Genomic DNA, 25336 nt, shown 5'->3' on the forward strand with positions numbered 1-25336 from the left:
GGTCAGGACGCAAGCCCGAAGGCCGCTCCGCGCACCAGCGCTTCGAGCCCTCCCTCGGACGCCGCGTAGGGGGTGAGCCCGGGCAGGGCGGTTCGAGGCCCAGTGATGGACGAGATCACGACCGCCGGGAGCCTTCGAGTCCATGAAGGCCAGGCATCCGCTTGCCGTGGTCGCCCCGCTCCCGGGGACGCTCGTCACGCGGAGCGGGACTACGAGTAGATCCGGTCACGAAGCTGATCGAGTCTTCGGTTCACCGGAGGGATCTGGTCCGTGGCGATCGCGTGCCCGTTGGCCGTGTGGATCACGAGGTCGTTCAGACTGCCCATTCCGCCGAAGGCGCGTCTCACGTGCTCGGGGTCTCCTCCCGCGGCGATGCGGTCGGCCGCGCGGGGGGACCTCTCCGCCCAGGACGCCTCCCCGACGGAGTCGAGCAGTGCGCTCAGCTCCCGGAGCGAGTGCTCCAGCGCCGATGCGGTGTCCACGTCGAGATTCTCCCCCCGCGTCGGGAGCTAGGACCCTCGCCGAGGCGCGGGGTCGGCGGCGCATCTCCGCGGGTCGGCGTCGCAGTCCTCGGCGGAGCCGTCGGTCGTGACCGCCAGCCGACGGTCGGGATCGAGCTTGCTCAGGATGGCGTAGGAGATGTCGGCCAGCCGTTGCACCCCGCCGGGATCGAGTGCGCTGAGGATCATCTCCCGCACGGCGTTCTCGAAGTGCGGCCGGTTGTCCAGATAGGCGCGCTCGCCCGAGTCGGTGAGAACGGCGTTGGTCGCCCGACCGTCCTGCTCGCACGCGGCCTTGCCGACCAGGCCCTTCTTCTCGAGTCCGGTGACGACGCGCGACAGGCGGGGGAGCGTGGCGTTCGTGCGCGCGGCCAGCGCCGTCAGCCGGAGCCGGTGATGATCGGCCTCGAAGAGCGCCTCCAGCAGTGAGAACTCGAACGAGGTGAGGCCCGCATCGGTGAGATGCCGATCCAGGGCGGTCGGCAGAAGCTCCAGCAGTGCGCGCAGTCGCGCGACGGCGACGCGTTCATCGTGCGTGAGGGCTTCCACGACGATCATCCTACAGAGCTTGTAGATACAAGTAAAAAGAGTATGGTTTCAGGTGCAACAAAAATTCACCGAGGGGTCGTCGGACTCGTCGATTCGAGAGGAAGCGGACATCATGTCGACATTCACCATCATCGGAACCGGAAACATGGGCAACGCGATCGGCGGTCTCCTCGCCGCCGGCGGAAGCGACGTGGTGCACGTCGGGCACGAGCAGCTCTCCTCCGCGACCATCGACACCGACGTCGTCGTCCTCGCGGTGCCGTACGGGGCGATCGAGGACATCGTCTCCGTGGCGGGCGATCAGCTCGCGGGCAAGGTCGTCGTCGACATCACCAACCCGTTGAACTTCGAGACCTTCGACTCGCTCCTGGTGCCGGCCGACAGCTCCGCCGCCGCCCAGCTGCAGGCCAAGCTCCCGGAGAGCTCCGTCCTGAAGGCGTTCAACACCAACTTCGCCGCCACCCTCGCCGCGAAGAAGGTGGGCGAGGTCCCGACCACCGTGCTCATCGCGGGCGACGACGCCGCGGCGAAGGGCGTGCTCTCCGCGGCCGTCACGGCCGGCGGTGTGTCCGCCGTCGACGCGGGCGCCCTCAGTCGTGCGCGCGAGCTCGAGGCGATCGGCTTCCTCCAGCTCACCCTCGCCGTCGGCGAGCAGGTGTCCTGGACCTCCGGCTTCGCCGTCGTTCGCTGACACCGATCACGCCCCGACATCCTTCCGGCTGCCCGTCGTTCCGCGAGGGGCAGCCGGAAATATCCGGATGTCGATCAGACCGCGGCCGACTCCGTGATCGCCTCGCGGAGCTCGGCAGCGGCGGCCGCCACGTCGTCCGCGCTGTAGATCGCGCTGCCGGCGACCGCGACGCGGGCTCCGGACTCCTGCACGGCGCGGATCGTGCGAGCCGTGATGCCGCCGGCGACCGAGAAGGCGACGCCCGACGCTTCGCCGTCGCGCAGCAGCGTCTCGAAGGTGAAGCCCGCTTCGGCCTGCTCGTCGAGACCGGCATGCATCTCGACGAACTCGACGCCGAGCGCCGTGACCTCCTTCGCGCGGGCGGCCTTGTCCGGGACGCCGATCAGGTCGACGACGACGCCCTTGCCGTGGGCCTTCGCGGCCTTGACGGCGCCCGCGATCGTGCTGTCCCCGGCGACCCCGAGCACCGTGACGAGGTCGGCGCCGGCCCGGAACGCGATGTCGGCCTCGAGCTCGCCGGCATCCATCGTCTTCAGATCGGCGAAGACGATCTTGTCCGGATGCGCCTGCTTGACCGCCGTGATCGCCGAGAGGCCGGCGCTCTTGATGAGCGGGGTGCCGAGCTCGAGCACGTCGACGTAGGGTGCCGCCTTGCCCGCCAGGTCGAGGGCGTGCTCGGTCGTCAGGGTGTCGATGGCGAACTGGAGCTGCATGGGTGTGTCCTTCCGGTGGTGGTTCGTCGCCGGGTTTCCGGCGCGCGTCATTCGAGGTTGGCGTGGCGGGGCCACAGGTCGTCGGCGCTCTGACCGCTGCGTTGCCAGAGCGCGTGGAACAGTGCATCGCCGAGGACTCCGACGGCCTGCTCGAAGAGACTTCCCGCGTACTGCGCGGACGCCGCGCCCGAGCGGTCGGTCTTCGTCGCCGCGGGCACGACGAGGGTCTCGTCGGCGACCTCGGACAGCGGCGATGTGCTCGTGGTCGACACCGCCAGCACGCGGGCCCCGACCTCGGCCGCGGTACGAGCCGCCCGGACGATTCCGCCCGTGGTGCCGGAGCCGCTCGCGACGAGGAGCAGGTCGCCGCCGCGGATCGCCGGTGCGGTGACCTCGCCGACGACATGCACGTCGAGGCCGAGATGCATGAGCCGCATCGCCGTGGAGCGCAACGCCAGCCCGGAGCGGCCGGCGCCGTGCACGAACACGCGCTGCGCCTCGGTCAGCAGCCCGAGCGCGCGCTCGAACGGCTCCTGGTCGACCCCGCGGAGCGCGGTGACGACGTTCTGCAGTTCGACGCCGATCACGCCGAGGGCGTCGGCGACGGTGGTGGAGGCCATAGCGACGATCGTGCCCCCGGATCGGTCGCTCCCGCCGCTGCCCATCCAGGCGGCGATCCCGCCCGATCGGGTAGGTCCACCCCTTCGGGTAGGACGGGTAGGTTCGGTTGACGTGGCAGAAGACGCTCGGACCCCCGCCAGCCGGTCGGCGGCCGCCGAGCACGCCCGGACCGTCGCGGAGCAGGCCGATCGCCATGCGCTGACGCTCGAGTCGCTGCTCGCGGCGCTGCGATCGACGCGGCTGTCCGACGCCGCCGCCCGCGCCGAGGCGGTCGAGATCGCGTCGGCCGCGCTCGTCGAGCTCCGCACCGCGACCGATCGTCGGTGGAGCACCATCCTCGAGCCCGTGAGCGGCGCGTTCTCCCGCCTGCGCGCCGACCTGCGTCCCCTCGTGCGATTCGGCGACCTCGACGTGCAGTTCGTCGAACCGCCCGCCACCGGCCGGGCGCTCCCCGGCGGCGTCGCCCACAGCGCGCGGGCGATCGTCCGATCCGCCGTGCTCGCCCTGGTCGACGCCGGCGCTGCGCGTCGGGTCCGCATCCAGTGGGACTGCGACGGCCGCAACCTGCTCATGCAGCTCCGTGACGACGGCGCCGGGACGCTCGACGTCCACGACGACGCCATCCGCCCGATCGCCGAGCGCGTCGTGGCCCTCGACGGGACCCTGGCGGTCGCCTCCACGCCGGGGTGGGGTTCCATCCTGGATGTCTCGCTCCCGCTCGACCCCGTGCCGCGATCGGCGGAGGCGCCCGCGGATGCCGACCTCACCGAGCGCGAACGCGACGTCCTCCGGCTGCTCGTGACCGGCGTCGGCAACCGGGAGATCGCCGGGGGCCTCGGCATCAGCACGAACACCGTCAAGTATCACGTGGCCAATCTGCTCCGAAAGCAGGGGGCCAGGACTCGGGCGGAGCTCGCCGCGTTCACCTCCCGCGCCTGACCGTCCACCGGGAATCGCCGCCATCGTGGGGCTCGGCACGGGACGCAGGGCGGACCTCGCGTTTGTCAAGGCCGTCCAGGCCGGGCACAGGACATCGATAGGGTCCTGATGTTCGCGGGGAGACGGAGGCAGATTCGACGTGCACTACCAGCGTCTCGCCGAGACCGCCCTCCCACGGGGCGGACGGCGCGCGGCGGTCGCGGCCGTCTGTGCGGTGCTCGCCCTGCTCGCGGTCGTGCTGGACGCGCGGCCGGCCGCAGCATCCGACGGGCGCCAGCCGAACGATCTCGTGCCCTCCGGCGGTGCGTACTTCGGATCGATCATCCAGTGGGGGAGCGACAGCGTCGCCGACCATGCGGAGCGGCTCGGGGCCCCCAGCGCGATCTACCAGCGCGACGTGCCGTACCCGTTGACGGAGGCCGACCGCGGGTACCTGGCGGGCTTCTTCGAACAGACCGCGGCGGCCGGCTCCATCGCTCTCATCGCCCTGCGCCCCACCGTGTCGCTCGACGAGCTCGGACCGGCTCAGGCGGAGGAGCTCGTGAGGGCTCTGTCCGATCTCGCGAAGCCGGTCGGCGCCCCGCTCTACCTCAGCTTCGCCCCCGACATGAACACGACATGGGTGCCCTGGGGGCAGCGGCCCGACGCCTACCGGGCTGCGTTCACGGCATTCGCCGACGTCGTGCACAGCCGGATGCCGGAGGCCGCGGTCCTGTGGTCGCCGTTCTGGGGCGGCGATTACCCCTTCGCGGCCGCGGCTCCGCCCACATCCGCTCAGGCAGGCGCCGACACCGACGGCGACGGTCTGCTCACCGGCGCCGACGACCCCTACGCCCCGTACTACCCCGGTGACGCCTCCGTCGACGCGGTCGGGCTCTCGGTCTACTTCGACGAGACGGCGGGGCGCGAGGCGCGCAACGTCGTCCCCGGCCCCGACGACTTCGTCGCGCGCCTCACCGGCGCGGACGGCTCCGGTGCGCCCGACTTCTCCGGCACGTACGCCGCCTCCGACCGCCCGCTGCTGATCGAGACCGCGGCGTTCTCCAGCGCCAGCGCGGCCGGCCCGAGCGCGCTGGATATCAAGTCGGCCTGGTGGCGCCAGATCGAGGCAGCCGTCGGCTCGTCGCGGATCCCACACCTGTCGGCCGTCATCTGGCAGGACACCGTCACCAGGCGCGGCGTCGTCGGCGAGACCGTCATCGACTGGTCGGTGACGCTGTCGTCGGATGCGGTGCGCTCGGCCTTCGCGGCGGATCTGCGCGCGTCGGACCTCGTGCTGGGCCCGGTGCGAGAGCCGTCCGGCGCGTCCGCGGACACGACACGTGTGGGCGGCGTCGCGGGCTGGCTGGTCGTCGCCCTCGTCGTCGTGTTCGTCGCCGGGCTCATCGTCTACGCCTGGCGCGGGTCGGCCGGCGCCAGGCGGTTGCGCTACACCGGGGCGCCGTCGCGCGACGCGCGCATCGACCTGCTGCGCGGCCTCGCGATCGTCTTCGTCGTCGTGAACCATCTCGGGCTGGTCAGCTACCTGCAGATCGGCACGCAGGAGCTCCTCGGCGTCGTCTCGGGAGCCGAGCTCTTCGTCCTCCTCTCGGGCGCCGTGCTCGGCCTCGTCTACCGTCCGAAGCTCGTCTCCGGGGGCATCGGGGAGGTCGTGATCCGCACCGGACAGCGTTCGTGGAAGCTGTATCGCACGGCGCTCGTCGTCGTGGTGCTGGTCTACGCCCTCTCCCTCGTGCCGTTCCTGCGGCACCAGGCGGTCACCACGTTCACGGATCAGGGGACCGGGGCGGCGGGAGCGGGCGCCACGGGCCGGGTGTACGACCTCTACGCGGGGGCCGACCGCATCCTGCACTACCCGGTCGATCCGCAGGTCGTGCTCGACTTCCTGCTGCTGCGCATGGGCCCGTGGCAGTTCAACGTCATGGGTCTCTACGTCGTCCTCCTCCTCGTCTCCCCGCTCGTGCTGTGGGCGCTCGGACGCCGCTGGTGGCCGTGGGTGCTCGGGGTGAGCGCGGCCCTCTACGTCGTCGGATACACGACGCGCGTGCGGCTGCTCCCCTCGCAGTTCGAGGACTCCTTCCCCCTGCTCGTGTGGCAGCTGCTCTTCGTCCTCGGGATGGTCGGAGGCTTCCATCGACGTGAGATCCTCGCCTGGTTCGCCACGCGCGGGGGCCGTCTCGCCCTCGTCGCGATCGTCGCGGCGACGGTCGCGCTCATGCTGTTCTCCTGGAACAACCCCTATGCCCCGGCGCCCGGCGACCCACGGCTCGGCCTCGTCGCCGACAACACCTTCCGCGACATCTACGGGACCTCCTTCGAGCGCACCTTCCTCGCGCCCGGCCGGCTGGTCAACGTCGTGCTCCTGGTGGTCGCGCTCTACGCGCTGCTCTCGGCGTACTGGGCGCCGATCGCCGCCGTCGTCGGCGGCTTCCTCGTGCCGCTCGGACAGGCGAGCCTCTACGTGTTCGTCATGCACGTGTTCTTCGCCGTGATCGTCGCCAGCATCCCGGCCCTGAACCGAGGAGACCTCTGGGTCGGCACTCTCGCGAACATCGGGGCGCTCGCCCTGCTGTGGGTCATGGTGCGCACGCGGTTCCTCTTCCGGGTGGTGCCACGATGAGCGCTCGCACGCGGATCGACGCGACGACCGGCGACACCCGCATCAGCGAGGGACGCCTGCTCCTGCTGCGCGTCGTCGTCCTGCTCACGGTCCTGCTGGGCGTCAACTACATCGCCTGGCGGTGGCTGTTCTCGCTCAACTGGGACGCCTGGTGGATCGCCATCCCCCTCATCGCCGCCGAGACCTACAGCCTCATCGACGTCTGCCTCTTCGGAATGATGATGTGGCGGGCGCGCGGCCGCCCCGCACCGCCCCCGCCGGTCGAAGGCCTCGCCGTCGACGTCTTCATCGCCACCTACAACGAGCCCATCGACCTCGTGATGACGACGGCGCTCGCCGCCCGGCGCATCCGCTATCCGCACCGCACGTGGATCCTCGACGACGGGGCACGCCCGGAGCTGCGCCGGCGCGCGGAGGCCGCCGGGGTCGGGTACGTCTCGCGCGGCGCCGAGTGGGACGACCGCCCCAGACACGCCAAGGCCGGCAACATCAACAACGCGCTCCAGGTCACCGACGGCGAGTTCATCCTCATCCTCGACGCCGACATGATCCCTCGCCCCGAGATCCTCGACCACACTCTCGGGTACTTCGACGACCCGTCGGTCGCTCTCGTCCAGACGCCTCAGGTCTTCAGCAACGTCGCCACGGGCGATCCGCTCGGCAGCCAGGCGCCGCTGTTCTACGGACCCATCCAGCAGGGCAAGGACGGCTGGAACGCGGCCTTCTTCTGCGGCTCCAACGCGATCCTGCGCCGTGAGGCGCTCATGCAGCTCGGCATCGTCGGCTACGTGCGCGAGCTCGACCGCTCGGTCTCCCGCGCCCTGCGCAGTGCCGCGCGGGTCGTCGAGAGGTCCCGCACCAGCCCGGCGGCCGCCGATCCCGCCGTCGCCGCCGCGCTCGATGAGGTCGCCGCCGCCGTCGCGGAGGCGCGTGCCAGGCTGCGCGCGCACGAGCCGCTCGGGGAGGTGACGTACCGACTGCACCGACGGGTGGATGCCGCCACCCGCTCGATCGTCGCCTCCGACGTCGCCGGCATCGACGACGACCTGCGGGAGCTCGCCGCGCTGGCCGCCTCCTCGGGCGCGGGCACGTCGCCGGAGGAGCACGCGTTCGATGTCGAGCAGGCGGTCGCGGTGCTGACGTCGAAGGATCTCTCCCCCTTGAACGCGCTGGAGGCGGCGCAGGCCGTGCTTCGGACGATCGGGGTGGACCGCGCCGCCGAGGCACAGCCGGTCATGCCGCTCGCGACCATCTCCGTCACCGAGGACATGGCGACCTCGATGCGGATGCACGGGATGGGGTGGAAGAGCGTGTACCACCACGAGCTGCTCGCCGACGGCCTCGCCCCCGAGGACCTCGGGACGATGCTCACCCAGCGCCTGCGCTGGGCGCAGGGCACGATGCAGGTCTTCCTGCGCGAGAACCCGCTCGTGCAGTGGGGGATGTCGCTGCCGCAGCGACTCATGTACTTCGCCACGATGTGGAGCTACCTGTCGGGCTACGCCGCGGTGGTCTACTTCGCCGCGCCCATCATCTTCCTGGTGCTCGGCATCCTCCCCGTCCACGCGTATGCGGGGGACTTCTTCGCCCGCTTCATCCCGTTCATGGTCGTCAACCAGGTGCTGTTCCTCATCGCCGCCAAGGGCGCGCCCACCTGGCGCGGCCAGCAGTACAGCCTGGCGCTGTTCCCGGTGTGGCTCAAGGCATGCTCGACCGCGTTCACCAACGTGGTCCTGCGTATCCCGCTGGGCTTCGCCGTGACCCCGAAGACCCGTCCGAGCACGAACGGGCCGCAGTGGCACCTCATCAAGACGCAGCTGGTGGTGATGGCGCTGCTCGTCGTGGCGATCGTCGTCGGCTGCATCCGTCTGCTCGTCAACGGCGCCGAGCCCGTCGGCACCGCCGTCAACATCGCCTGGGCCGTCTACGATCTGGTGGTTCTGAGCGTGCTGTTCCAGGCTGCCACGTTCCGGGGGTACGACCCCGCCACCGAGGCGGAACACCTCGCCGACCACGCCCGGCGGGCAACGCGGAAGGACGGGAGATGACGGTGTCCATAGCGCCCTACGACGAGGCGGCCAGCCAGCGCGTGATCGAGGAGCTCGGCATCCTCGACACCCCGCGGGACGAGCGCATCGACCGCGTCACCCGGATCGCGCGGGAGATGTTCGATGTGCCGATGGTGAGCGTGACGCTTCTGGACCGCGGCCGGCAGTGGCGCAAGTCCGAGATCGGCCTGGGCGGTCGCGAGGCGCCGCGCGAGGACGCCTTCTGCGACTACACGGTTCGGGAGGGGCGCACGGTCATCGTCCCCGACGCGAGCGAAGACGACCGGTGGGCGACGAACCCGTTCGTCGCCGGTGACCCCCACCTTCGCTTCTACGCCGGTCATCCCCTCACCGCCGGAGGGGGCGAGCGCATCGGCACGCTGTGCCTGCTCGACACCAAGCCGCGGGTGCTCGGCGACCGAGAGGAGGACCTGCTTCGCGATCTGGCCTGGTGGGTGCAGTCCGAGATCCTCCGTCAGAACGAGCTGGACGACGCCGCCGCGCTGCAGAGCACGCTGCGCCCGCGCGCGGTGCCCGCGTTGCCCGGGTACGAGGTGGCCGCCGTCACCGTCCCCGTGGGGCAGGTCTCGGGCGACCTCTACGACTGGTACCCCGTCGCGTCGGGCCTGCGTTTCACGCTCGCCGACGTGATGGGCAAGGGCGTCGGGGCGGCGCTCCTGGCCGCGGGGCTCCGCGCGTCGCTGCGGACGCTGCCCGATCGCGATCTGCTCGAGGCCGTCCGCGAGGCGGACCGCCTGCTCGACGCGGATGCTGCCGATCTCGGCACGTTCGTCACGGCGTTCCACGGCGAGCTGGATGCGGGGACCGGCGTCGTGCGATTCGTCGACGCGGGACACAGCCTGGGCTACGTCCTCCGCGCCGACGGCGGCTGGGATCACCTCCGCTCGGCGGGGACGCCGCTCGGCATGGGACTGGCCGGCATCCGCGCCTCCGCCCGGACGCAGCTGCGGCCGGGGGACGTCTTCATGGTGTGCAGCGATGGCCTGCTCGACGTGCTCGATCCCGTCGACCCCCTGGGGCAGGTGCGGCGGGTCCTGCGCGAGCGCGGCGTGCAGGGAGCGCTCGATGAGGCAGCGCGCCTCGCGCGCGCGACCCCGGCGCACGATGACGTGACGGTGATGGTGGTGGCGCGCCTCGACGCCGCCGCCGAGGAAGGAGCGGGATGAACATCGAACGACGCAACCTCGACCATGCGGTGGTGCTCGGGCTCGACGGCCGGCTCACCGCCGTCGCCGCGCCGCAGCTGCGCGCCGAGATCGCCGATCTCGTGGCCGCCGGCCGCACGACGGTCGTGGTCGACCTCGCGAAGGTCGGCTTCATCGACTCGTCCGGGCTCGGCGCCCTCGTCGGTGCGCTGAAGGCGACCCGGGTCGCCGGCGGCGATCTCCGGATCGCCGCGGCAGGTGAGCAGGTGCGGCAGGTGCTGCGCCTCACGAACCTCGATCGGGTGCTGCAGGTCTACCCCGACGCCGAAAGCGCGTTCGGTGGCGTCTGAGGTCACCGTCTCCCGCGCGGGCCCCGCGACGCTCGCGTTCGTCGAGGGGCTGCACGAGGCGCTGGCGGAGCTCGCGGCGGGTGCGCCGGACATCCCGGAGGACGACCTCGCCCTCTTCACGCTCGCCGTCATCGAGATCGCCACCAACATCGCCGTGCACAGTCCACGTGGCGATGAGACGGTGTCCCTCGTGGTCGAGCTCTCCGCCGGGGACGAGCTGCGCGCGACGCTCCGCGACTCCGCCGCCCCCGTGCAGCTCGACCTCGGCGCGCGGACCATGGTGGACGCGCTCGCCGAGGCGGGGCGCGGCCTCGCGATCGCCGCCGCGGCGTGCGACGAGCTCTCGGTCGAGAGATCCGGCGGCAACGTCTGGCGACTCGTCCGCCGCCTCGGCCCCGACGTGCGCCGCTGACGGCTCGAGGCCGGCGCGAGCGGAGCCCGTGCCGGCCTCGATCTCTGGCGACCCGGCCACTCCGACCTCAGCCGACCGGTTCCGTGGCCTCCTTCTCGCTCGCATCCAGCCCGCCGGTCAGCGCGTACTCCTCCTCCGGCGACAGCACGAGGCGGTTGCGCCCGTAGAGGGCGAACGCGGCGAAGATCACGGCGTAGACGATGATGATCGCGACGATCGCCGGCAGATAGGCGGGGTTCAGCAGCAGACCGAAGAAGACCACCGCCGCGATGAGGGCTGCGGAATATGCGCCGAACAGTCCCCACGGGCTCCTATAGGGTCGTGCGGCGTTCGGGAACCGCCTCCGCAGCACGATGAAGGACACCATCTGCAGGAAGTACGCCGTCACCGCGCCCCAGACCGCGATGTTGAGCACGATGGCTCCGGCGGGGCTCGCGTCGCCGCCCGCCGCCTGCACCACGACCAGAGCGACGAAGCCGATGGCGGCGCCGAACACCAGTGCCACCCAGGGGGTCTTGTTCTTGCCGGTGAGCGAGAGCCACCGCGGGTAGTATCCGGCGCGCGACAGCGAGTACATGTTCCGTCCGTAGGCGAACATGATGCCCATGAGCGAGGCGAGCAGCCCCACGAGCGCGAGCAGCGAGAGGAGCGCGGCGGCCTGGGTGCCCACGATGGCGCGGAAGCCGTCCAGCAGCGGCTCGAGCGATCCGCCCGTGGCCTCGGCGCCCAGCACGCCCGTGTTGAGGAACAGCACGATGAGGCCCGTCACGATGAGCGTCCCGCGCGCCCACAGCCCCGCACGGGGGATGTCGCGCGACGGGTTGTGCGACTCCTCCGCGGCCAGCGGCAGCTCCTCGATTCCCAGGAAGAACCACATCGCGAACGGCAGCGCCATGAGGATCGAGCCGACCCCGAAGGGGAGGAAGGCGCTCTGTCCGTCCTGCGGCGCGATGTCCCACAGCGAGCCCCAGTCGAACCGGCCGGAGAACACCGCCATCGCGCCGAAGACGACGATGATGCCGATCGAGATGACCGAGACGACGATGGCGAACGTGAACGAGATCGCGGCGCCGGCGGCGTTCAGCGCGATGAAGACCGCGTAGAGAATGAGCCACCACACGAAAGGAGGCAGCGTCAGCCCGAACAGGTCGGTCACCGCGGAGCTGGCGTACTGTGCCGAGAAGTACACGACGACCGCGGTCGTCGCGACGTACTCGATCGTCTCCGCCAGGCCCGTGGCCAGACCGCCCCAGGGCCCGAGAGCGGAGCGTGCGAACGAGTAGGCCCCGCCCGTGTGCGGCATGGCGGCCGCCATCTCGCCGATCGAGAAGGTGAGGCCGTAGTACATGAGGACGAGCACGGCGAAGGCGATCAGCATCCCGCCGAATCCGGAGTAGGCGACGCCGAGGTTCCAGCCCGAGAAGTCCCCGGAGATCACGGCGGCGATCGCGAGGCCCCATAGGCCCCACACCCCCGCCGACCGCTTCAGTGTGCGCTTCTCGAAGTATGACGAGTCGGCTCGCGTGTAGGTGGCGCCCCGGTGGGTGCGCACCTGGGGAGTGTCAGACATGGGTCCTCCGCAGTCGGGTCAGAGCAGAACGGCGAGAACGGTGTCGGAATCTCGCTGGTCTCAGTCTCCTGAGAGAGCGGTCGTGTCGACAGCGGCCTCGGTTTCCTCGGCGTTACATCAGCGGGGCGAAGATGAATGGCGTGTGACGCACGCCGGCGACCTCAGCGGTCGACGCGCTTCCAGCGCGCGCCGTGCCGGCGCAGGGTGATGCGCGTCCGGTCGGAGCGGAAGAAGTCGTGCGCGAACTCGAACGGCACCCCGTGCTGGCTGTACGTCACCCGGTGGATCTCCAGCAGAGGGGCTCCGGCCTCGACCTGGAGGATCCGGGCCTGCTCCTCCGTCGCGCTCGACACGTCGATCGTCTCGTTGGCCTCCGCCGCCTCGATGCCGTACTTCTCGGCGAGGATCCGGTACACGCTCTGCGCATGACCGACGGTGGGAAAGCCCGGGACGAGTCGCATGGGCAGCGTCATGGAGTCCAGCGACAGGGGAACGTCGTTCGCGTCCCGTCGCCGCCGCAGCCGGAAGACGGCGGCACCGGGATCGAGCTGCAGCGCACGGCACTCGATCGGCGTGGCGATCGCGATCTCCGCGCTGAGGACCTCGGTGGCGGAACGGAAGCCCTGCTGACGCAGCATGTCCGGCACGCCCTCGATGGCGTTGAGGTGACGCTCGATCTTGCCGTCCCAGCTGAAGACGCCGCCCATCCGCCCGATCGTGCGCCGCACACGACCCTCGGACTCGAGGACGCCGAGGGCTGCGCGCAGGACCGAGCGGGTGACGCCGAACTGCTCCGCGAGCGAGCGCTCCGTCCCGATCCGTTCGCCCGCCTCGAAGTCGAGGGCGTCGAGATGGCTCAGCAGCCGCGCATACAGCGCAGGGACGTCGGTCATCTCACTCTCGTCGCGCTGCGTCGGCGAGTGCGCCGTCCAGGGCGTCGATGGCGCGCGGGATGTCGGTCTCCGCGAACGCCAGCGGAGGGCGGAGCTTGAGGATGTTGTTGGACGGACCGCAGACGCTGGTCAGCACGCCGCGGCGGCGCAGCCCCTCGATGGTCTCCAGGGCGATGCCCGTCGCCGGCTCGCGGCCGGAACGGTCCGTGACCAGCTCCACGCCCGTGTACAGGCCGACGCCGCGGACGTCGCCCACGACCTCGTGCGCCTCCGCGAGCTCGCGAAGGGCCGAGCGGAAGAGCTCGCCGGTGCGGAGGGCGTGCTGCTGCAGCTCCTCGTGCCGGATGGTGTCCAGAACCGCCTGAGCCGCCGCGATGGCCACCGGGTTCCCGCCGAAGGTGTTGAAGTACGGTCGCGAGGAGCTGAACGGTGTGAGCGTGCCGACGCGCGCGATCATGCCGGCCACGGGGAACCCGTTGCCCATCGGCTTGCCCGTCGTGATGATGTCGGGGACGAGACCGTGCCGCGCGAAGCCCCAGAACTGCTCGCCGGTGCGGGCGAAGCCCGGCTGCACCTCGTCAGCGATGAACACGCCGCCGTGGGACTGGACCAGCTCGATCGCGGCGGCGATCATCCCCGGCGTGCCGGTGAACACCCCGTCCGAGGAGAACGAGGTGTCGAGGATGATGCCGGCCAGGCCGTCGCCCGAGGCCTCGATCTCGGTGACGGCGTCGCGGACGCTCGCGAAGAACGCCTGCCCCGCCGCCTCTGCCGAGCCGTGGCGGTAGGTGTCCGGCGGGTCGATCACCCGGAGCGCGGCATCCATCGGCTCACTGCCGGCAAGCGACGGCGAATGCGCGGTCACGAGCGCGGTGTTGCCGTGGTAGGCCTCCCGCGTGGCGATGTAGGCACGACCGCCGGTGGCCTCGCGTCCGACCCGGAGCGCGAGGTCGTTGGCCTCGGAGCCCGTGCACACGAACATCGTCTGGTAGTCGTCGCGGGGGAGTGTCGACGCCAGGTCGTCGGCGTAGTCGAGGATCGCGGTGTGCAGATAGCGCGTGTGCGTGTTCAGCTGGGCGAGCTGTCGTGACACCGCCTCGACGACGGCGGGGTGTGCGTGGCCGAGCGAGGGCACGTTGTTGTAGAGGTCGAGGTACTCGACGCCGTCCGCGTCCCACGCGTACGCCCCTTTCCCGCGCACCAGCTCGACCGGCTCGCGGTAGAACAGGCGGTACGCCGCGCCCAGACGCGAGGTGCGTCGCGCGACCAGCCCGCGCGCCCGCTCCGGCAGCGATTCGGCATCGCTCGCCTTGAAACTGTTGCCCTCGAGGATGCTGGCGTTGCCGGTGGACGTGGTGCCGGAGAAGATGCTCACCCCACCATCGTCGCCGGTCGCGGCCCGATCCGCGCGCGGAGCCTGTTTCTCGGCCGTTACGGTCGCCCCGCGCAGATGAATGGCGCGTTACGGATCGCGGGATCGGCGCGTGCGGGGGCGGCGTCGCGAATACATTCCGTGACATGTCCACCGCGCACATCTCTGCTCAGCTCGACGTGTTCGAGAGTCTCCGACGGGGCGCACCGGCGCCGCTGTGGGTGCGGCGAGGTATCGCCGAGGCCTGGTCCCTCCCCGACGACACCCTGGTGTCGCTCATCGTGCTGTCGGAGAACGTCACGTTCAAGGTCACGACTCCCGAGGGGGCGCCGGTCATGGTGGTGCGTCTGGGGCGGCCGGGGTACGCGGCGAGCACGGACCACATCCGCGCGGAGCTGCAGTGGGTCGATGCCCTCCGCACCGAGGTCGCCATCCCCACGCCCGCCCCGGTGCCGGGCGCGGACGGGGACTTCGTCCAGTTCCTCCGAGAGGACGCCGGCGCCGTCTGGTCCGCCGTCGCGTTCGCGTTCGTTGAGGGGACCGTGCTGGAGGACGACGGCGCCGATCCCGTGCACTTCACCGAGATCGGGCGGTTGACCGGGCTCCTCCACGCGCACGCGCGGGAGTGGGCGCCGCCCGCGTCCTTCGCACGCTTCGAGTGGGACCTCCCCGACCTGGTCGGGGCGGCGGCGCGCTGGGGCGACTGGCGCGATGCGGACCTCGTGGCCGCCGACCGGGCGACGCTGGAACGGGCGGAGGCGCGGGCGTTCGCGGCGCTCGCCGACGCCGGCGTCGAGCGGTCGCCTCGACACTTCGGCCTCATCCACGGCGATCTCCGGCCGTCGAACGTGATGCGGGTCGATGAGGGACCGCATCCGCTGGTCATCATCGACTTCGACGACTGCGGGTACGGCTACTACCTCTACGACTTCGCCGCGGCGCTGACCTTCTACGAGCACCGGCCCGTCGCGCACGAGATGGCGGCGCGCTGGCTCGACGGATACGACAGCGTCTGTCCGCTGAGCTCGCAGGACCTCGACGCCGCGGTGGCCTTCTCGATGCTGCGCCGGCTCACGATGCTGGGCTGGGCGACGACCCACCGCGCCGACGCCCTCCCCACGGACCTCTGGGAGGAGAACCTGCCGGGAACCGTCGAGGTGGCGGCGCGCTACCTCGACGATCCGCGCTGGCTGGCCTGACGCGCGCCTCTCCTCGCGAGCGCGACGATGACTCACTCGCGAAGGCGGGTGCGCCGACCTCGGTTCCGGATCACCCCGTAGACCACGGTGCCGACGAAGAGGACGACGCCGATGATCCCGAGCCAGAGGAGACCGTTGAGGGCGAAGCCGACGATGGACAGGATCGCCCAGAGGACGAGGAGGACGACGATCGTCTTCATGGGACTGCCTTTCGAGGCGGGGTATCAGTGGATGCGGAGGTCCGTGACCAGCGGGCACGCGAACGGGTCGCGTGCCGACAGCCCGACCCGGTTGAGGTACTGCACGACGATGGCGTAGGAGCGGAGCAGGGTGGTCTCGGCATACGGCACGTCGAGGTCCTGACAGTGCGCGCGCACGAGCTGCCGGGCCTCCCTGAGCGCCGGCCGGGGCATCGAGGGGAAGAGGTGGTGTTCGACCTGGTGGTTCAGGCCGCCCATCAGGAACGACACCCACCAGCCGCCGCGGATGTTGCGCGAGGTCAGCACCTGGGCGGGAGAAGAAGTCGACGTGCGCATCTGCGGAGATCGTCGGCATCCCCTTGTGGTTCGGGGCGAACGCGGCACCCATCAGGACGCCGAACACGGCGAGCTGCACCCCGAGGAACGCGCAGGCGAGCCCCAGCGGCAGGACGAGGAAGACGGCCCCGAGATAGATGCCGAAGCGCGCGGTCAGGAGCACGCCCTCCAGGATGCGTCCGGCCGGGTCCGGGCGGCCGGCACCGCCGCGCACGACGGAGACCACGGCATGGCGGTGAAGGTTGAGGCCCTCCAGTGTCAGCAGCGGGAAGAACAGCCAGCCCTGGTGCCGGACGATCCATCGGACCGGGCCTCGAGCGCGTTGCGCGTCCTCGGGAAGGAACACGACGGTGTCCGGCTCGATGTCGGGATCCTTGCCGATCGTGTTCGGGTTGGCGTGGTGCCGGTTGTGCTTGTTCGTCCACCACGAGTAGCTGAGGCCGACCACGAACGTGCCGATGTACTGCGCGGCGCGGTCGTTCCAGGCCCGCGACGCGAAGATCTGCCGGTGCGCGGCCTCGTGGGACAGGAACGCGAACTGGGTGAACAGCATGCCGAGGGCGACGGCGACGCCCAGCTGGAGCCAGGAGTCTCCGAGCACGGCGAAGACGACCCCGCACGCCGCCGTCGCCAGCACGAGGCCGGCGAACAGCATCCAGTAGAAGCCGCGCCGGCGGCGAAGCAGGCCCGCATCCTTCACCTGAGCCAGCAGCGCGGAGTATGTCGACGTCCTCGCCGCGACGCTGCGGTCCGTCGCGCGGACGGTTGTGCGGACGCGGCCGACCATGGCGTTCTCGGCGGTCACGATGTGTCCCTCCCGGTTGTCGACGGAACGAGGAGACGTTCCGGCAACCGGGGTCAGGGGCAGCTGCGGAAAGCGTAAGGCGCCGGTCGCCGCCGATGCAACTCGGTCTGCGTTCCCGGCGTGGCGGCCGGAGCGTTACGGTGGTTCTCCCCGAGGTGAGGGAGTACGCATGACCGATGCCCGCGAGGCGCGACTCGTCGAGACGTTCGTGACGCTGACCGACAACCTCGTCGCCGACTACGACGTGCTGGACGTGCTCCAGACCCTGGTCGATCGCTCCGTGGAGCTGTTCGACGCGGCCGCCGGGGCCATCCACCTGGTCGACAAGGAGGGCAGGCTCCAGCTGGCGGCATCCACCAGCGAACGCAGCGAGTTCATCGGTCTGCTCCAGCTCGACGCCGGCGAGGGTCCGTGCGTCACCGCGGTCACGACGGGTGAGCTGGTGACCTCGGGCAGCGCGGAAGAGCTCGTGCGCGGATGGCCCCGCTTCGCGCACGCGTCGCGTGAGCGCGGGTACGTCGGCGTCCACGCCATCCCGTTGCGCCTGCGCGACGAGGTCATCGGGTCGCTCAACCTCTTCCGCGAGACGGAGGGGGCGCTGAACGGCCCCGATGCGCGGGCGGCGCAGGCCCTCGCCGACGTCGCGACCATCAGCGTCCTCCAGCAGCGCACCGTGCAGACCGCCACGCTCGCCGCCTAACAGCTCCAGCGGGCGCTCGACACCCGGGTGCCGATCGAACAGGCCAAGGGATTCGTCGCCCGCGCGCTCGGGGTGGACATGGACGCGGCACGCGACCTCCTTCGCGGCTATGCGCGACGTCATCAGCTGCGCTTGAGCGAGGTCGCCAGGGCGGTGGCGCGCGAGGAGCTGGAGCTCCGTGCGCTGCTCGAGCGGGGACGATCCTGAGCGCGCGGGCCCGCGCCCGGCTCCGCCGTGACGTGACCGCGCCGGGCGCCCCGTCGCTCGCCTCGCCCTGTCCGACCCGATAGCCTCGGGAGGATGGACGATCCGGGATCTCTGGTCGAGCCGGGCGCGGTCCTCGACGGGCGGTATCGCATCGGGGCGCTCATCGGCACGGGCGGCATGTCCCGCGTGTACGTCGCCGAGGACCTCGCGCTCGGCAGACGCGTCGCGATCAAGGTCGTCCACGCGGTCGAGGGGGATGTGGAGGGCGGCGAACGGGTCCGCACCGAGACGGTCGCCCTCGCCTCGCTCACGCATCCGTCGCTCGTCGTCCTGCACGATGCGCGGCTGAGCGGGCCCGGACCCCGCTACCTCGTCATGGAGTACGTCGACGGGCCGTCGCTGTCGGCACGGCTCGCGGAGGGGCCGATGTCGTCCGACGAGGTCGCCAGCATCGCGCACGACCTCGCGGAGGCGCTGGCGGTCGTCCACGCGGGCGGCATCGTCCATCGGGACATCAAGCCGTCCAACATCCTCCTCGCTCCCGGTGCCGTCCCCGGACGCGCCTCCCGTGCCAAGCTGGCCGACTTCGGGATCGCCCACCTGCTCGGCTCGGAGCGGATCACGCGCCCCGGCACCATGATCGGAACCGCGGCCTATCTGGCCCCGGAAGTGGCTCTCGGCGGCCCTCCCCAGCCTGCCTCGGACATCTACTCGCTCGGCCTCGTGCTGCTGGAGGCGCTCACCGGTCGTGGCGCCTTCCCCTCGGCGCAGGGTGCCGCCCAGGTCCTGGCACGATTGGCGCAGGACCCCGAGGTCCCCGACACCCTGCCGCCGCTGTGGCGGGAGATGCTGGCGGCGATGGTGCAGCGGGAGCCGTCGCGTCGTCCCACCGCTCTGGCGGTCCTCGAGACCCTGAGCGCGCCACGGCGGGCGGACCAGCCGACCGCCGTGATGCCCCCGGTGCCGGGGCTTCCCGCAGCGGCCGCCGCGGCGCGCTACACGGGGGAGGAGCAGGCTCGGCGCCGATCCCGTCGTGCCGCGGTCCTCGTCGGCGGCGCCGTCGCCGCGATCGTCCTGGCGGGGGCGATCGCGATCGGCGCCTCCACGATCGGCACCCCGGCCGTCGTGCCGACGCCCGAGCCCTCCGCCTCCGTCCCCACCCCCGCCGTCTCCCCGGTCGTGTCGACGCCGTCGGTCTCCACGCCCGCGCCGGTCGAGACCGAGGATCCCGCCCAACCCGACACCCCGAAGGGGCCGGGCGGCGACAAGGATCCCGGACCGGACAAGGATCCCGGGGGCGGAAAGGACAACGGCAAGGGGAAGGGCGACGACTAGCCCCGCACGCCGTCTCGTGCGTGTCCGTGGTGGTGGGTAGCGTGAGCGCATGATGCACATCGACTCCGCAGACGGCACGCCGATCGCGGTGCACGAGACGGGCGAGGGCCGCGCGGTCGTGATCGTCAACGGTGCGTTCTCGACGGCGCGCGACGCCGCCGAGCTCGCCCAGTCGCTCGCCGCGAACGGTCTGCGCGCGGTGACCTACGACCGACGCGCACGCGGCGACAGCGGCGACACCCCGCCCGTGGATCCGCGCCGCGAGGCCGAAGACCTCGCCGCCGTCGCCGCCGCCGCGGGCGGCGGTGCCGCCGTGCTCGGTCACTCCTCGGGCGCCGTGCTCGCGCTCTTCGCCGCGGGCGAGGGCGTCGAGCTCGATCACCTCTTCCTCTCCGAGCCGCCGTTCCATTTCGGTGAGGGCGACCCCGACCCCGAGCTCCCGGCGCGATTGCAGCGGCTGGTCGACGAGGGCCGTCCGGCCGAGGCGGTCGTCCTCTTCCAGCGCGAGGGCGTCGGATTGCCGGAGGACGTCATCGAGCAGATCCGTCGCTCGCCGATGTTCGACGCGCTCGTGCCGCTTGCGCAGTCGACGGTGTACGACGCGGTTCTCACACGCGAGCTCTCGACGCCCACGGCGGCGATGCAGGCGCCCCGCGCGCCCGTCACCGTGCTGTGCGGGGTGCAGACGTTCCCGTTCCTCCGCTCCGCCGCCGAGCGCCTCGCACGCACCGTCGCCGGCGCCGAGCTCGTCTCGGTCCCGGAGTCGGTCGGCCACCGCCCGGATGCGGCCGCCACAGCCCGGGTCGTCGCCGAACGGTGGCGCTGAGCCTGCTGGGCTGAGCGCCGCGCTCAGTCCTCGCTGGTGAGCGGCAGCATCCGACCGATGCGGAAGACGTGCAGGCCGGCGGCGTCCAGCACAGCCGACCCGAATCGGGCGCGGGCGCGACGGAGCTTCCGTGCGCCTTCGAGGCCGCCCGTCGCCACCGCGAGCTGGAAGAGGATCTCGGCGACGAGCGGCCGCATGAGACGGTCGGGCGTGACCGTCATCTTCGCGCGCACCGCGATCACGAGGCGCACCGCATCCGGTCGCAGCCGATCGGCGACCTCGTCGAGCGTGCGGATGCCGAGCGCCAGGGTCGAGCGGGACTTCGTGCGTACCGCCGCGATCCCCACGGTCGCCAGGTCGTCGTCCTGCGCCGCCGCGCCGGTGTCCACGACGCGCACGCCGTCGTGCTGCGCGGCTCTGCGGAGCTCTGCGAGCACCTCGTCGGCGTTGCCGACGATCAGCACGCGGCCGTCGATCGGCGGCCGCGTCCGGCGCGCGCTCACGGAGCCCACCCGCCGAAGCGGTCGGGCTTCGCGGCGCGGTCCATACGCCGATTGTGCCAGCAGTGAGGTGACCGTGAACCCGTTCCACGAAAACGAGCAATACCCTTCGTGAGCACCGACAACGAGATCATGCGACGATCCCGGGACCGACCGGGGGCGTTCGCCGAGCTCTTCGACCGACACGCGCGCACGATCCATCGCTATGTCGCGCGTCGGCTGGGAGCGGAAGCGGCCGACGACGTGATGTCCGAGACCTTCCTCGTCGCCTTCGAGCGACGGGCGGCGTTCGACGACTCCCCGAGCGCCCTGCCCTGGCTCCTCGGCATCGCCACCCGCCTGATCGCGAAGCACGCACGGCTGGAGGCGCGGGCGTGGCGAGGACTGCGGGCGGCCGATCTCGGTCGCGTCGAGCACGACCAGATCGACAGGGCCGCGGACCGGATGGATGCCGAACGCCTCGCTGCGAAAGTCGGCTCGGCGCTGCGCCGGCTCCCCGCGGGCGATCGCGACGTCCTGCTCCTCTACGCGTGGGGAGATCTCGACTACCAGGGGGTCGCCGCGGCCCTCGAGATCCCGGTCGGCACCGTCCGCTCACGTCTCAACCGCGCACGCCGCAGGCTGCGCATCGCCATCGATCCGGGCTCGGCCCGCGAGGAGGTAGACCATGGACGAGTTGTCCCTGCTGCAACGGATTCGCACTGACGCACCCGAGCCGAGCGCGGACGCGCTCCGGCGGGCACGTGCTGCGCTCCTCGAACGCGCCGAGGCCGAGTCGGACGCGACGCGACCGGTGCCACGGCCGAAGCACCGACACCGCGCCCGGTGGCTCGGTTTGGGCGCACTGGGCACCGCGGCGGCGGCGTTGACCGTCACGCTCGTCGCGACGAACGTGCTGGGCGTCGCCGGCTGGCGGGGCGGGGCGGATGCCGCGGCGGCGGCCGTGCTCGACAAGGCAGCGCTCGCCGCCATCACCTCCGCCGATCCCGTCCTTCGGCCCGGCCAGTACCTCAAGATCGACACGACCGCCGTGTACCGATACGTCGGCTTCCGCAGCGACACGGACGTCGATGGGCAGCCGGTGATCGCGTACCTGACGATCGAGCGCAACCAGTTGTACGTCCCCGCCGACCGTTCCCTCGACTGGGTATGGGTGCGGGGGAACACCGAGCCCTACGAGACGTTCAGCCCGGAGGCCGCCGAGGTCGCGCAGAAGCGCTACGAGCAGAGCATCGCCGAGTTCGGAACGGGCCCGGATATCCTGCGCGCCCCCGGCGGTGCGTTCTATGGCAACTCCTCGCGGCCCGACTACGCGGCGCTCCCGAGGGATCCGCAGCAGCTGCTGAACCACATCTACGACACGACGCGCGGCGCCGGCCGCTCGCCCGACGGCGAGGCCCTCGTCTGGATCGCCGACATCCTTCGATCGGGGACCGTTCCCGCCGACCTGCGCGCGGCGCTCTATCGCGCGGCGGCCGGGATCCCCGGCGTCGAGATCACCGAGCAGACGGCGAACCTCGACGGGCGGACGGGCGTCGCGATCGGCCGGGTCGAGACGGTCGACGACACGCGGCAGGACATCATCATCGATCCCTCGACGGGTGCGCTCATCGGGGAACGGCAGGTGGCGCTCGGCGACACGTTCGGGCTCCCCGAGGGCACGCCGACGGGCTTCACCGCCGTCACGACCTCGGTCGTCGACAGCGCCCCCGCAGGGGGAACGCCGAACGGCCGTGCCGATCACTGGTGATCGGGGGTTCCGCGTGCGGGCCCGGGGTAGCGTGGCGGCATGGCTGCACTGGACGCCGTCATCGTCGGCTCGGGCCCGAACGGGCTCGCGGCCGCGGTGACCCTCGCCCGCGCCGGGCTCTCGGTGCGGGTCTACGAGCGGGCGGCCACGGCGGGCGGTGGAGCCACGACCGCCGAGCTCACCCTTCCGGGTTTCCACCACGACGTCTGCTCGGCCGTGCACCCCCTGGCCTTCGAGTCGCGATTCTTCCGCGAGTTCGCCCTCGCCGAGCGGGTCGAGTTCGTCGTGCCCGAGGCATCCTTCGCCCACCCGCTCGACGGCGCTCGCGCCGCGGTCGCCTACCGCGACCTCGCGCGCACGGCCGACTCGCTCGGACGCGACGGCGCGGCGTACGTGCGCCTCATGCGTCCGCTCGCCGCGCGGGCCGCGGAGCTGGCCGAGATCACGGGCGGTTCCCTGTTGCGCCTGCCGCCGCGCGCGGGAACGGCCGCATCCCTCGGCTGGCGGTCCCTCGAGCAGGGCACGCCGCTGTGGAACGCCCGGTTCCGCGACGATGCCGCGCCCGCCCTCGTGACCGGTGCCGCGGCGCACGCGATCCTCGCGCAGCCGAGCCTCGGCGCGGCCGGGGCGGGTCTCGTGCTCGCCGCCTATGCGCACGCCCGGGGGTGGCCGATCCCGCGCGGGGGCAGCCGGGCGATCACGGATGCGCTGGTCGCCGACCTCCGCGCCCACGGGGGAGAGGTGGTCCTCGGCGCCGAGATCACCGCGATGGAGGAGCTGCCGCCGGCTCGCGTGCGGCTCTTCGACACGACGCCCGCGGCGTTCCTCCGCATCGCGGGCGACGATGTGCCCGCCCGGCTACCGCGCTGCACTCGGCCGCTTCCGCCTCGGCAACGGCATCGCCAAGGTCGACTTCGCGCTCTCGGAGCCCGTTCCCTGGGCGGCCGCCGAGGCGCGCGCCGCAGGGACCCTGCATCTCGGCGGCACGCGCGCCGAGATCGCCGCGGCCGAGAACGCCGTCGCGCGGGGGCGCCACGCCGACGCCCCCTTCGTGCTCGTGTCTCAGCCGTCGCGCTTCGACGACACCCGCGCGCCCGCGGGCCGCCACGTCCTGTGGGCCTACACGCACGTGCCGGCCGGCAGCGACCTCGATGCGCGGGATGTCGTCACCCGCCAGATCGAGCGGTTCGCGCCGGGGTTCCGCGACACCGTGCTGGCCGTGCACTCCCGCACCGCGGTCGAGGTGGCACGGCACAACCCCAACTACCCCGGCGGCGACATCTCGGCCGGCGCGCCGACCCTCGCTCAGCTGTTCCGGCGGCCGGTCCTGCGCCGGGATCCGTGGCGCACCCCGCTCGCGGGCACCTACCTGTGCTCGGCGTCCACCGCCCCGGGGCCGGGCGTGCACGGGCTGGCCGGGTGGTGGGCCGCGCGGAGCGCGCTCGTGCACGAGTTCGGCGTGACGACATCCCCGGGTCTGGCGCCGGGGTGAGTCGTCGCGGCGTCCGCTTGTGCGGGGATCGTGGTCGACACGCCGTGGTGTGGGGTGTTCTCTCGGGGTGTTGGTCGGGATCCCCGCCGTTGGGTACGGGCTGGCACCTGGCCGGCACCGGGCCGGCACCGGGCGCGGGCGCCCGCACACGTGACTCCGCGTGACACCCCGCACACCGGTGTCCGCCGCCCCCGGTAGGCTCGGGAGGCCCCCACTCTCGATCCCGAAGGCCAGCTCACCATGGCAGACCGTGAATACGGCTTCCGCACGCGCGCGATCCACGCCGGCAACATCCCCGACGCCGTGACCGGCGCTCGCGCCCTCCCGATCTACCAGTCGGCGTCGTTCGTGTTCGACGACACCGATGACGCGGCCGCCCGGTTCGCGCTGCAGAAGTACGGCAACATCTACAGCCGCCTCGCGAACCCCACGATCGCCTCGTTCGAGGAGCGCATCGCGTCGCTCGAGCAGGGGCTGGGAGCGGTCGCGACCTCGAGCGGGCTCTCGGCGCAGTTCATCACCTTCGCCTCGCTCGCCGGGGCCGGCGACCACCTCGTCGCCAGCGCGAACCTCTACGGCGGCTCCATCACGCAGCTCGATGTGACGCTCCGGCGCTTCGGCGTCGAGACGACCTTCGTCGCCTCGGCGGATCCGGCCGACTACGCCGCGGCCGTCACCGACCGCACCAAGGCGATCTTCGCCGAGACGATCGCCAACCCCTCCGGCGAGATCGCCGACATCGAGGGCCTTGCGGAGGTCGCACGGGATGCGGGTGTGCCCCTCATCATCGACTCCACCGTCGCGACCCCTTACCTCTGCCGCCCGATCGAGTGGGGCGCCGACATCGTCGTGCACTCCGCGACCAAGTTCCTCGGTGGACACGGCACGACCCTCGGCGGCGTTGTCGTGGAGTCGGGCCGGTTCGACTGGCATTCCGAGCGCTTCCCGCTGTTCAGCCAGCCGGTGCCCAGCTACGGCGGGCTCGAGTGGTCGGGCAACTTCGGCGAGTACGCGTACCTCACACGTCTGCGCGCCGAGCAGCTGCGAGACATCGGCCCGGCCCTCGCGCCCCACTCCGCGTTCCTGCTCGCGCAGGGCGTCGAGACGCTGCCGTTCCGCATGCGCGCGCACGTCGAGAACGCGCGGATCGTCGCCGAGTGGCTCGACGCCGACCCGCGCGTCGAGTTCGTCAACTGGGCGGGTCTGCCGCAGCACCCGCACCACGACCGCGCCGCGAAGTACCTCCCCGAGGGGCCCGGCGCCGTCTTCAGCTTTGGCGTGACGGGCGGCCGCGCCGCCGGTCGCACCTTCATCGAGTCGGTCGATCTCGCCAGCCACCTGGCGAACATCGGCGATGCCAAGACCCTCGTCATCCACCCCGCCTCGACGACCCACGCGCAGCTCACCGAGCAGCAGCTGATCGACGGCGGCGTGCTGCCGGGGCTCGTGCGCATCAGCGTCGGACTCGAGGATGTCGACGACATCCTGTATGACCTCGACCAGGCCCTCGACGCGGCCCAGAACGCCTAGGACGGAGGAAGA

The 25336-nt window shown here is 71.7% G+C and carries 23 protein-coding genes and 3 pseudogenes; 16 read left to right on the forward strand and 10 right to left on the reverse strand.

All coding sequences use genetic code 11. The features are described from left to right. Positions 1–209: 209 nt before the first annotated feature. Positions 210–482 (reverse strand): hypothetical protein, encoded by a 273-nt coding sequence (locus tag QE381_RS14225; RefSeq protein WP_307219183.1) that lies wholly within the window; start codon positions 480–482, stop codon positions 210–212. Between the two features lie 27 nt (positions 483–509). Then, on the reverse strand, positions 510–1058 hold the full coding sequence (locus QE381_RS14230) for a MarR family winged helix-turn-helix transcriptional regulator (protein WP_373426953.1): 549 nt from the start codon (positions 1056–1058) through the stop codon (positions 510–512). A 103-nt stretch (positions 1059–1161) separates the two neighbouring features. Between QE381_RS14230 and QE381_RS14235 the strand changes: the two genes are divergently transcribed. Continuing rightward, on the forward strand, positions 1162–1740 hold the full coding sequence (locus QE381_RS14235) for an NADPH-dependent F420 reductase (protein WP_307219187.1): 579 nt from the start codon (positions 1162–1164) through the stop codon (positions 1738–1740). Between the two features lie 74 nt (positions 1741–1814). Here the strand turns inward: QE381_RS14235 and hxlA are convergent, their stop codons facing one another. Next, positions 1815–2453 (reverse strand): 3-hexulose-6-phosphate synthase, encoded by a 639-nt coding sequence (hxlA, locus tag QE381_RS14240; protein WP_307219189.1) that lies wholly within the window; start codon positions 2451–2453, stop codon positions 1815–1817. A gap of 47 nt (positions 2454–2500) precedes the next feature. Continuing rightward, on the reverse strand, positions 2501–3073 hold the full coding sequence (hxlB, locus tag QE381_RS14245; RefSeq protein WP_307219191.1) for a 6-phospho-3-hexuloisomerase: 573 nt from the start codon (positions 3071–3073) through the stop codon (positions 2501–2503). Between the two features lie 112 nt (positions 3074–3185). Here hxlB and QE381_RS14250 point away from each other — a divergent pair, with 112 nt between their 5' ends. From QE381_RS14250 to QE381_RS14275, 6 genes are all read left to right on the forward strand, one after another. Further along, positions 3186–4013 carry a LuxR C-terminal-related transcriptional regulator gene (locus QE381_RS14250; RefSeq protein ID WP_307219193.1) on the forward strand — a complete coding sequence of 276 codons (828 nt, stop codon included), beginning with the start codon at positions 3186–3188 and terminating at the stop codon, positions 4011–4013. Positions 4014–4152: 139 nt separating this feature from the next. Continuing rightward, positions 4153–6633 (forward strand): OpgC domain-containing protein, encoded by a 2481-nt coding sequence (gene opgC / locus QE381_RS14255; RefSeq protein WP_307219194.1) that lies wholly within the window; start codon positions 4153–4155, stop codon positions 6631–6633. After that, on the forward strand, positions 6630–8681 hold the full coding sequence (locus tag QE381_RS14260) for a glycosyltransferase (protein WP_307219196.1): 2052 nt from the start codon (positions 6630–6632) through the stop codon (positions 8679–8681). Before opgC ends, QE381_RS14260 begins: the two co-directional genes overlap by 4 nt. After that, entirely contained in the window at positions 8678–9868 is a 1191-nt protein-coding gene (locus QE381_RS14265; RefSeq protein WP_307219197.1) for a PP2C family protein-serine/threonine phosphatase, read from the forward strand. Before QE381_RS14260 ends, QE381_RS14265 begins: the two co-directional genes overlap by 4 nt. Beyond that, a complete protein-coding gene (locus tag QE381_RS14270) occupies positions 9865–10197 on the forward strand; it encodes an STAS domain-containing protein (protein WP_307219199.1) in 333 nt (110 codons plus the stop codon). The genes QE381_RS14265 and QE381_RS14270 overlap by 4 nt, the downstream gene beginning before the upstream one ends. Continuing rightward, complete coding sequence (locus tag QE381_RS14275; RefSeq protein WP_307219200.1) at positions 10187–10609, forward strand: ATP-binding protein; 423 nt, start codon at positions 10187–10189, stop codon at positions 10607–10609. The genes QE381_RS14270 and QE381_RS14275 overlap by 11 nt, the downstream gene beginning before the upstream one ends. Before the next feature lie 67 nt (positions 10610–10676). Here the strand turns inward: QE381_RS14275 and QE381_RS14280 are convergent, their stop codons facing one another. The 3 genes from QE381_RS14280 to QE381_RS14290 all read right to left on the reverse strand — a co-directional run bounded on the left by QE381_RS14280 (position 10677) and on the right by QE381_RS14290 (position 14447). Beyond that, positions 10677–12179, reverse strand: a complete 1503-nt coding sequence (locus QE381_RS14280) for an amino acid permease (protein WP_307219202.1) — start codon at positions 12177–12179, stop codon at positions 10677–10679. A gap of 161 nt (positions 12180–12340) precedes the next feature. Continuing rightward, a complete protein-coding gene (locus tag QE381_RS14285; protein ID WP_307219204.1) occupies positions 12341–13072 on the reverse strand; it encodes a GntR family transcriptional regulator in 732 nt (243 codons plus the stop codon). 1 nt (position 13073) lies between these two features. Continuing rightward, positions 13074–14447, reverse strand: coding sequence for an aspartate aminotransferase family protein (locus QE381_RS14290; protein ID WP_307219206.1), 1374 nt, complete (start codon positions 14445–14447; stop codon positions 13074–13076). Between the two features lie 143 nt (positions 14448–14590). Between QE381_RS14290 and QE381_RS14295 the strand changes: the two genes are divergently transcribed. After that, positions 14591–15643 carry a phosphotransferase enzyme family protein gene (locus QE381_RS14295; protein ID WP_307219208.1) on the forward strand — a complete coding sequence of 351 codons (1053 nt, stop codon included), beginning with the start codon at positions 14591–14593 and terminating at the stop codon, positions 15641–15643. A gap of 32 nt (positions 15644–15675) precedes the next feature. Here QE381_RS14295 and QE381_RS14300 read toward each other — a convergent pair whose 3' ends face one another. Next, positions 15676–15843: a hypothetical protein gene (locus tag QE381_RS14300; RefSeq protein WP_307219210.1), complete on the reverse strand. Its 168-nt coding sequence runs from the start codon at positions 15841–15843 to the stop codon at positions 15676–15678. 24 nt (positions 15844–15867) lie between these two features. After that, a pseudogene (locus tag QE381_RS14305) lies at positions 15868–16966 on the reverse strand (fatty acid desaturase). A 187-nt stretch (positions 16967–17153) separates the two neighbouring features. Here QE381_RS14305 and QE381_RS14310 point away from each other — a divergent pair. The 4 genes and pseudogenes from QE381_RS14310 (at position 17154) to QE381_RS14325 (ending at position 20052) form a co-directional block, all read left to right on the forward strand. Next, on the forward strand, positions 17154–17684 hold the full coding sequence (locus QE381_RS14310) for a GAF domain-containing protein (RefSeq protein WP_307219212.1): 531 nt from the start codon (positions 17154–17156) through the stop codon (positions 17682–17684). Between the two features lie 12 nt (positions 17685–17696). Next, positions 17697–17891 (forward strand): annotated as a pseudogene (locus QE381_RS14315) (ANTAR domain-containing protein); the annotation flags it as partial. 93 nt (positions 17892–17984) lie between these two features. Further along, on the forward strand, positions 17985–19226 hold the full coding sequence (locus QE381_RS14320) for a serine/threonine-protein kinase (protein WP_307219213.1): 1242 nt from the start codon (positions 17985–17987) through the stop codon (positions 19224–19226). Between the two features lie 49 nt (positions 19227–19275). Next, positions 19276–20052, forward strand: coding sequence for an alpha/beta fold hydrolase (locus QE381_RS14325; protein WP_307219214.1), 777 nt, complete (start codon positions 19276–19278; stop codon positions 20050–20052). Positions 20053–20075: 23 nt separating this feature from the next. Here the strand turns inward: QE381_RS14325 and QE381_RS14330 are convergent, their stop codons facing one another. After that, the gene (locus QE381_RS14330) at positions 20076–20555 is read right to left on the reverse strand and encodes a hypothetical protein (protein ID WP_307219215.1); all 480 of its coding nucleotides are present in this window, start codon (positions 20553–20555) and stop codon (positions 20076–20078) included. A gap of 108 nt (positions 20556–20663) precedes the next feature. Between QE381_RS14330 and QE381_RS14335 the strand changes: the two genes are divergently transcribed. The 4 genes and pseudogenes from QE381_RS14335 to QE381_RS14350 all read left to right on the forward strand — a co-directional run bounded on the left by QE381_RS14335 (position 20664) and on the right by QE381_RS14350 (position 25324). Further along, the gene (locus QE381_RS14335) at positions 20664–21257 is read left to right on the forward strand and encodes an RNA polymerase sigma factor (protein ID WP_307219217.1); all 594 of its coding nucleotides are present in this window, start codon (positions 20664–20666) and stop codon (positions 21255–21257) included. Then, positions 21220–22302 (forward strand): CU044_5270 family protein, encoded by a 1083-nt coding sequence (locus QE381_RS14340; RefSeq protein WP_307219220.1) that lies wholly within the window; start codon positions 21220–21222, stop codon positions 22300–22302. The genes QE381_RS14335 and QE381_RS14340 overlap by 38 nt, the downstream gene beginning before the upstream one ends. Positions 22303–22341: 39 nt before the next feature. Next, positions 22342–23794, forward strand: a pseudogene (locus tag QE381_RS14345) (phytoene desaturase family protein). Between the two features lie 240 nt (positions 23795–24034). Then, the gene (locus QE381_RS14350) at positions 24035–25324 is read left to right on the forward strand and encodes an O-acetylhomoserine aminocarboxypropyltransferase/cysteine synthase family protein (RefSeq protein ID WP_307219221.1); all 1290 of its coding nucleotides are present in this window, start codon (positions 24035–24037) and stop codon (positions 25322–25324) included. The last annotated feature ends 12 nt before the right edge of the window (positions 25325–25336 follow it).

This window comes from Microbacterium sp. SORGH_AS_0888 (assembly GCF_030818905.1).
In the GTDB taxonomy this organism is placed as follows: Bacteria; Actinomycetota; Actinomycetes; order Actinomycetales; family Microbacteriaceae; genus Microbacterium.

What these genes read in the sequence shown, in the direction of transcription:
- QE381_RS14230 (WP_373426953.1), bottom strand. Translation starts at nt 1,058, where the DNA reads ATGATCGTCGTGGAAGCCCTCACGCACGATGAACGCGTCGCCGTCGCG.
- QE381_RS14235 (WP_307219187.1), top strand. Translation starts at nt 1,162, where the DNA reads ATGTCGACATTCACCATCATCGGAACCGGAAACATGGGCAACGCGATC.
- hxlA (WP_307219189.1), bottom strand. Translation starts at nt 2,453, where the DNA reads ATGCAGCTCCAGTTCGCCATCGACACCCTGACGACCGAGCACGCCCTC.
- hxlB (WP_307219191.1), bottom strand. Translation starts at nt 3,073, where the DNA reads ATGGCCTCCACCACCGTCGCCGACGCCCTCGGCGTGATCGGCGTCGAA.
- QE381_RS14260 (WP_307219196.1), top strand. Translation starts at nt 6,630, where the DNA reads ATGAGCGCTCGCACGCGGATCGACGCGACGACCGGCGACACCCGCATC.
- QE381_RS14265 (WP_307219197.1), top strand. Translation starts at nt 8,678, where the DNA reads ATGACGGTGTCCATAGCGCCCTACGACGAGGCGGCCAGCCAGCGCGTG.
- QE381_RS14270 (WP_307219199.1), top strand. Translation starts at nt 9,865, where the DNA reads ATGAACATCGAACGACGCAACCTCGACCATGCGGTGGTGCTCGGGCTC.
- QE381_RS14280 (WP_307219202.1), bottom strand. Translation starts at nt 12,179, where the DNA reads ATGTCTGACACTCCCCAGGTGCGCACCCACCGGGGCGCCACCTACACG.
- QE381_RS14285 (WP_307219204.1), bottom strand. Translation starts at nt 13,072, where the DNA reads ATGACCGACGTCCCTGCGCTGTATGCGCGGCTGCTGAGCCATCTCGAC.
- QE381_RS14295 (WP_307219208.1), top strand. Translation starts at nt 14,591, where the DNA reads ATGTCCACCGCGCACATCTCTGCTCAGCTCGACGTGTTCGAGAGTCTC.
- QE381_RS14300 (WP_307219210.1), bottom strand. Translation starts at nt 15,843, where the DNA reads ATGAAGACGATCGTCGTCCTCCTCGTCCTCTGGGCGATCCTGTCCATC.
- QE381_RS14310 (WP_307219212.1), top strand. Translation starts at nt 17,154, where the DNA reads ATGACCGATGCCCGCGAGGCGCGACTCGTCGAGACGTTCGTGACGCTG.
- QE381_RS14320 (WP_307219213.1), top strand. Translation starts at nt 17,985, where the DNA reads ATGGACGATCCGGGATCTCTGGTCGAGCCGGGCGCGGTCCTCGACGGG.
- QE381_RS14325 (WP_307219214.1), top strand. Translation starts at nt 19,276, where the DNA reads ATGATGCACATCGACTCCGCAGACGGCACGCCGATCGCGGTGCACGAG.
- QE381_RS14340 (WP_307219220.1), top strand. Translation starts at nt 21,220, where the DNA reads ATGGACGAGTTGTCCCTGCTGCAACGGATTCGCACTGACGCACCCGAG.
- QE381_RS14350 (WP_307219221.1), top strand. Translation starts at nt 24,035, where the DNA reads ATGGCAGACCGTGAATACGGCTTCCGCACGCGCGCGATCCACGCCGGC.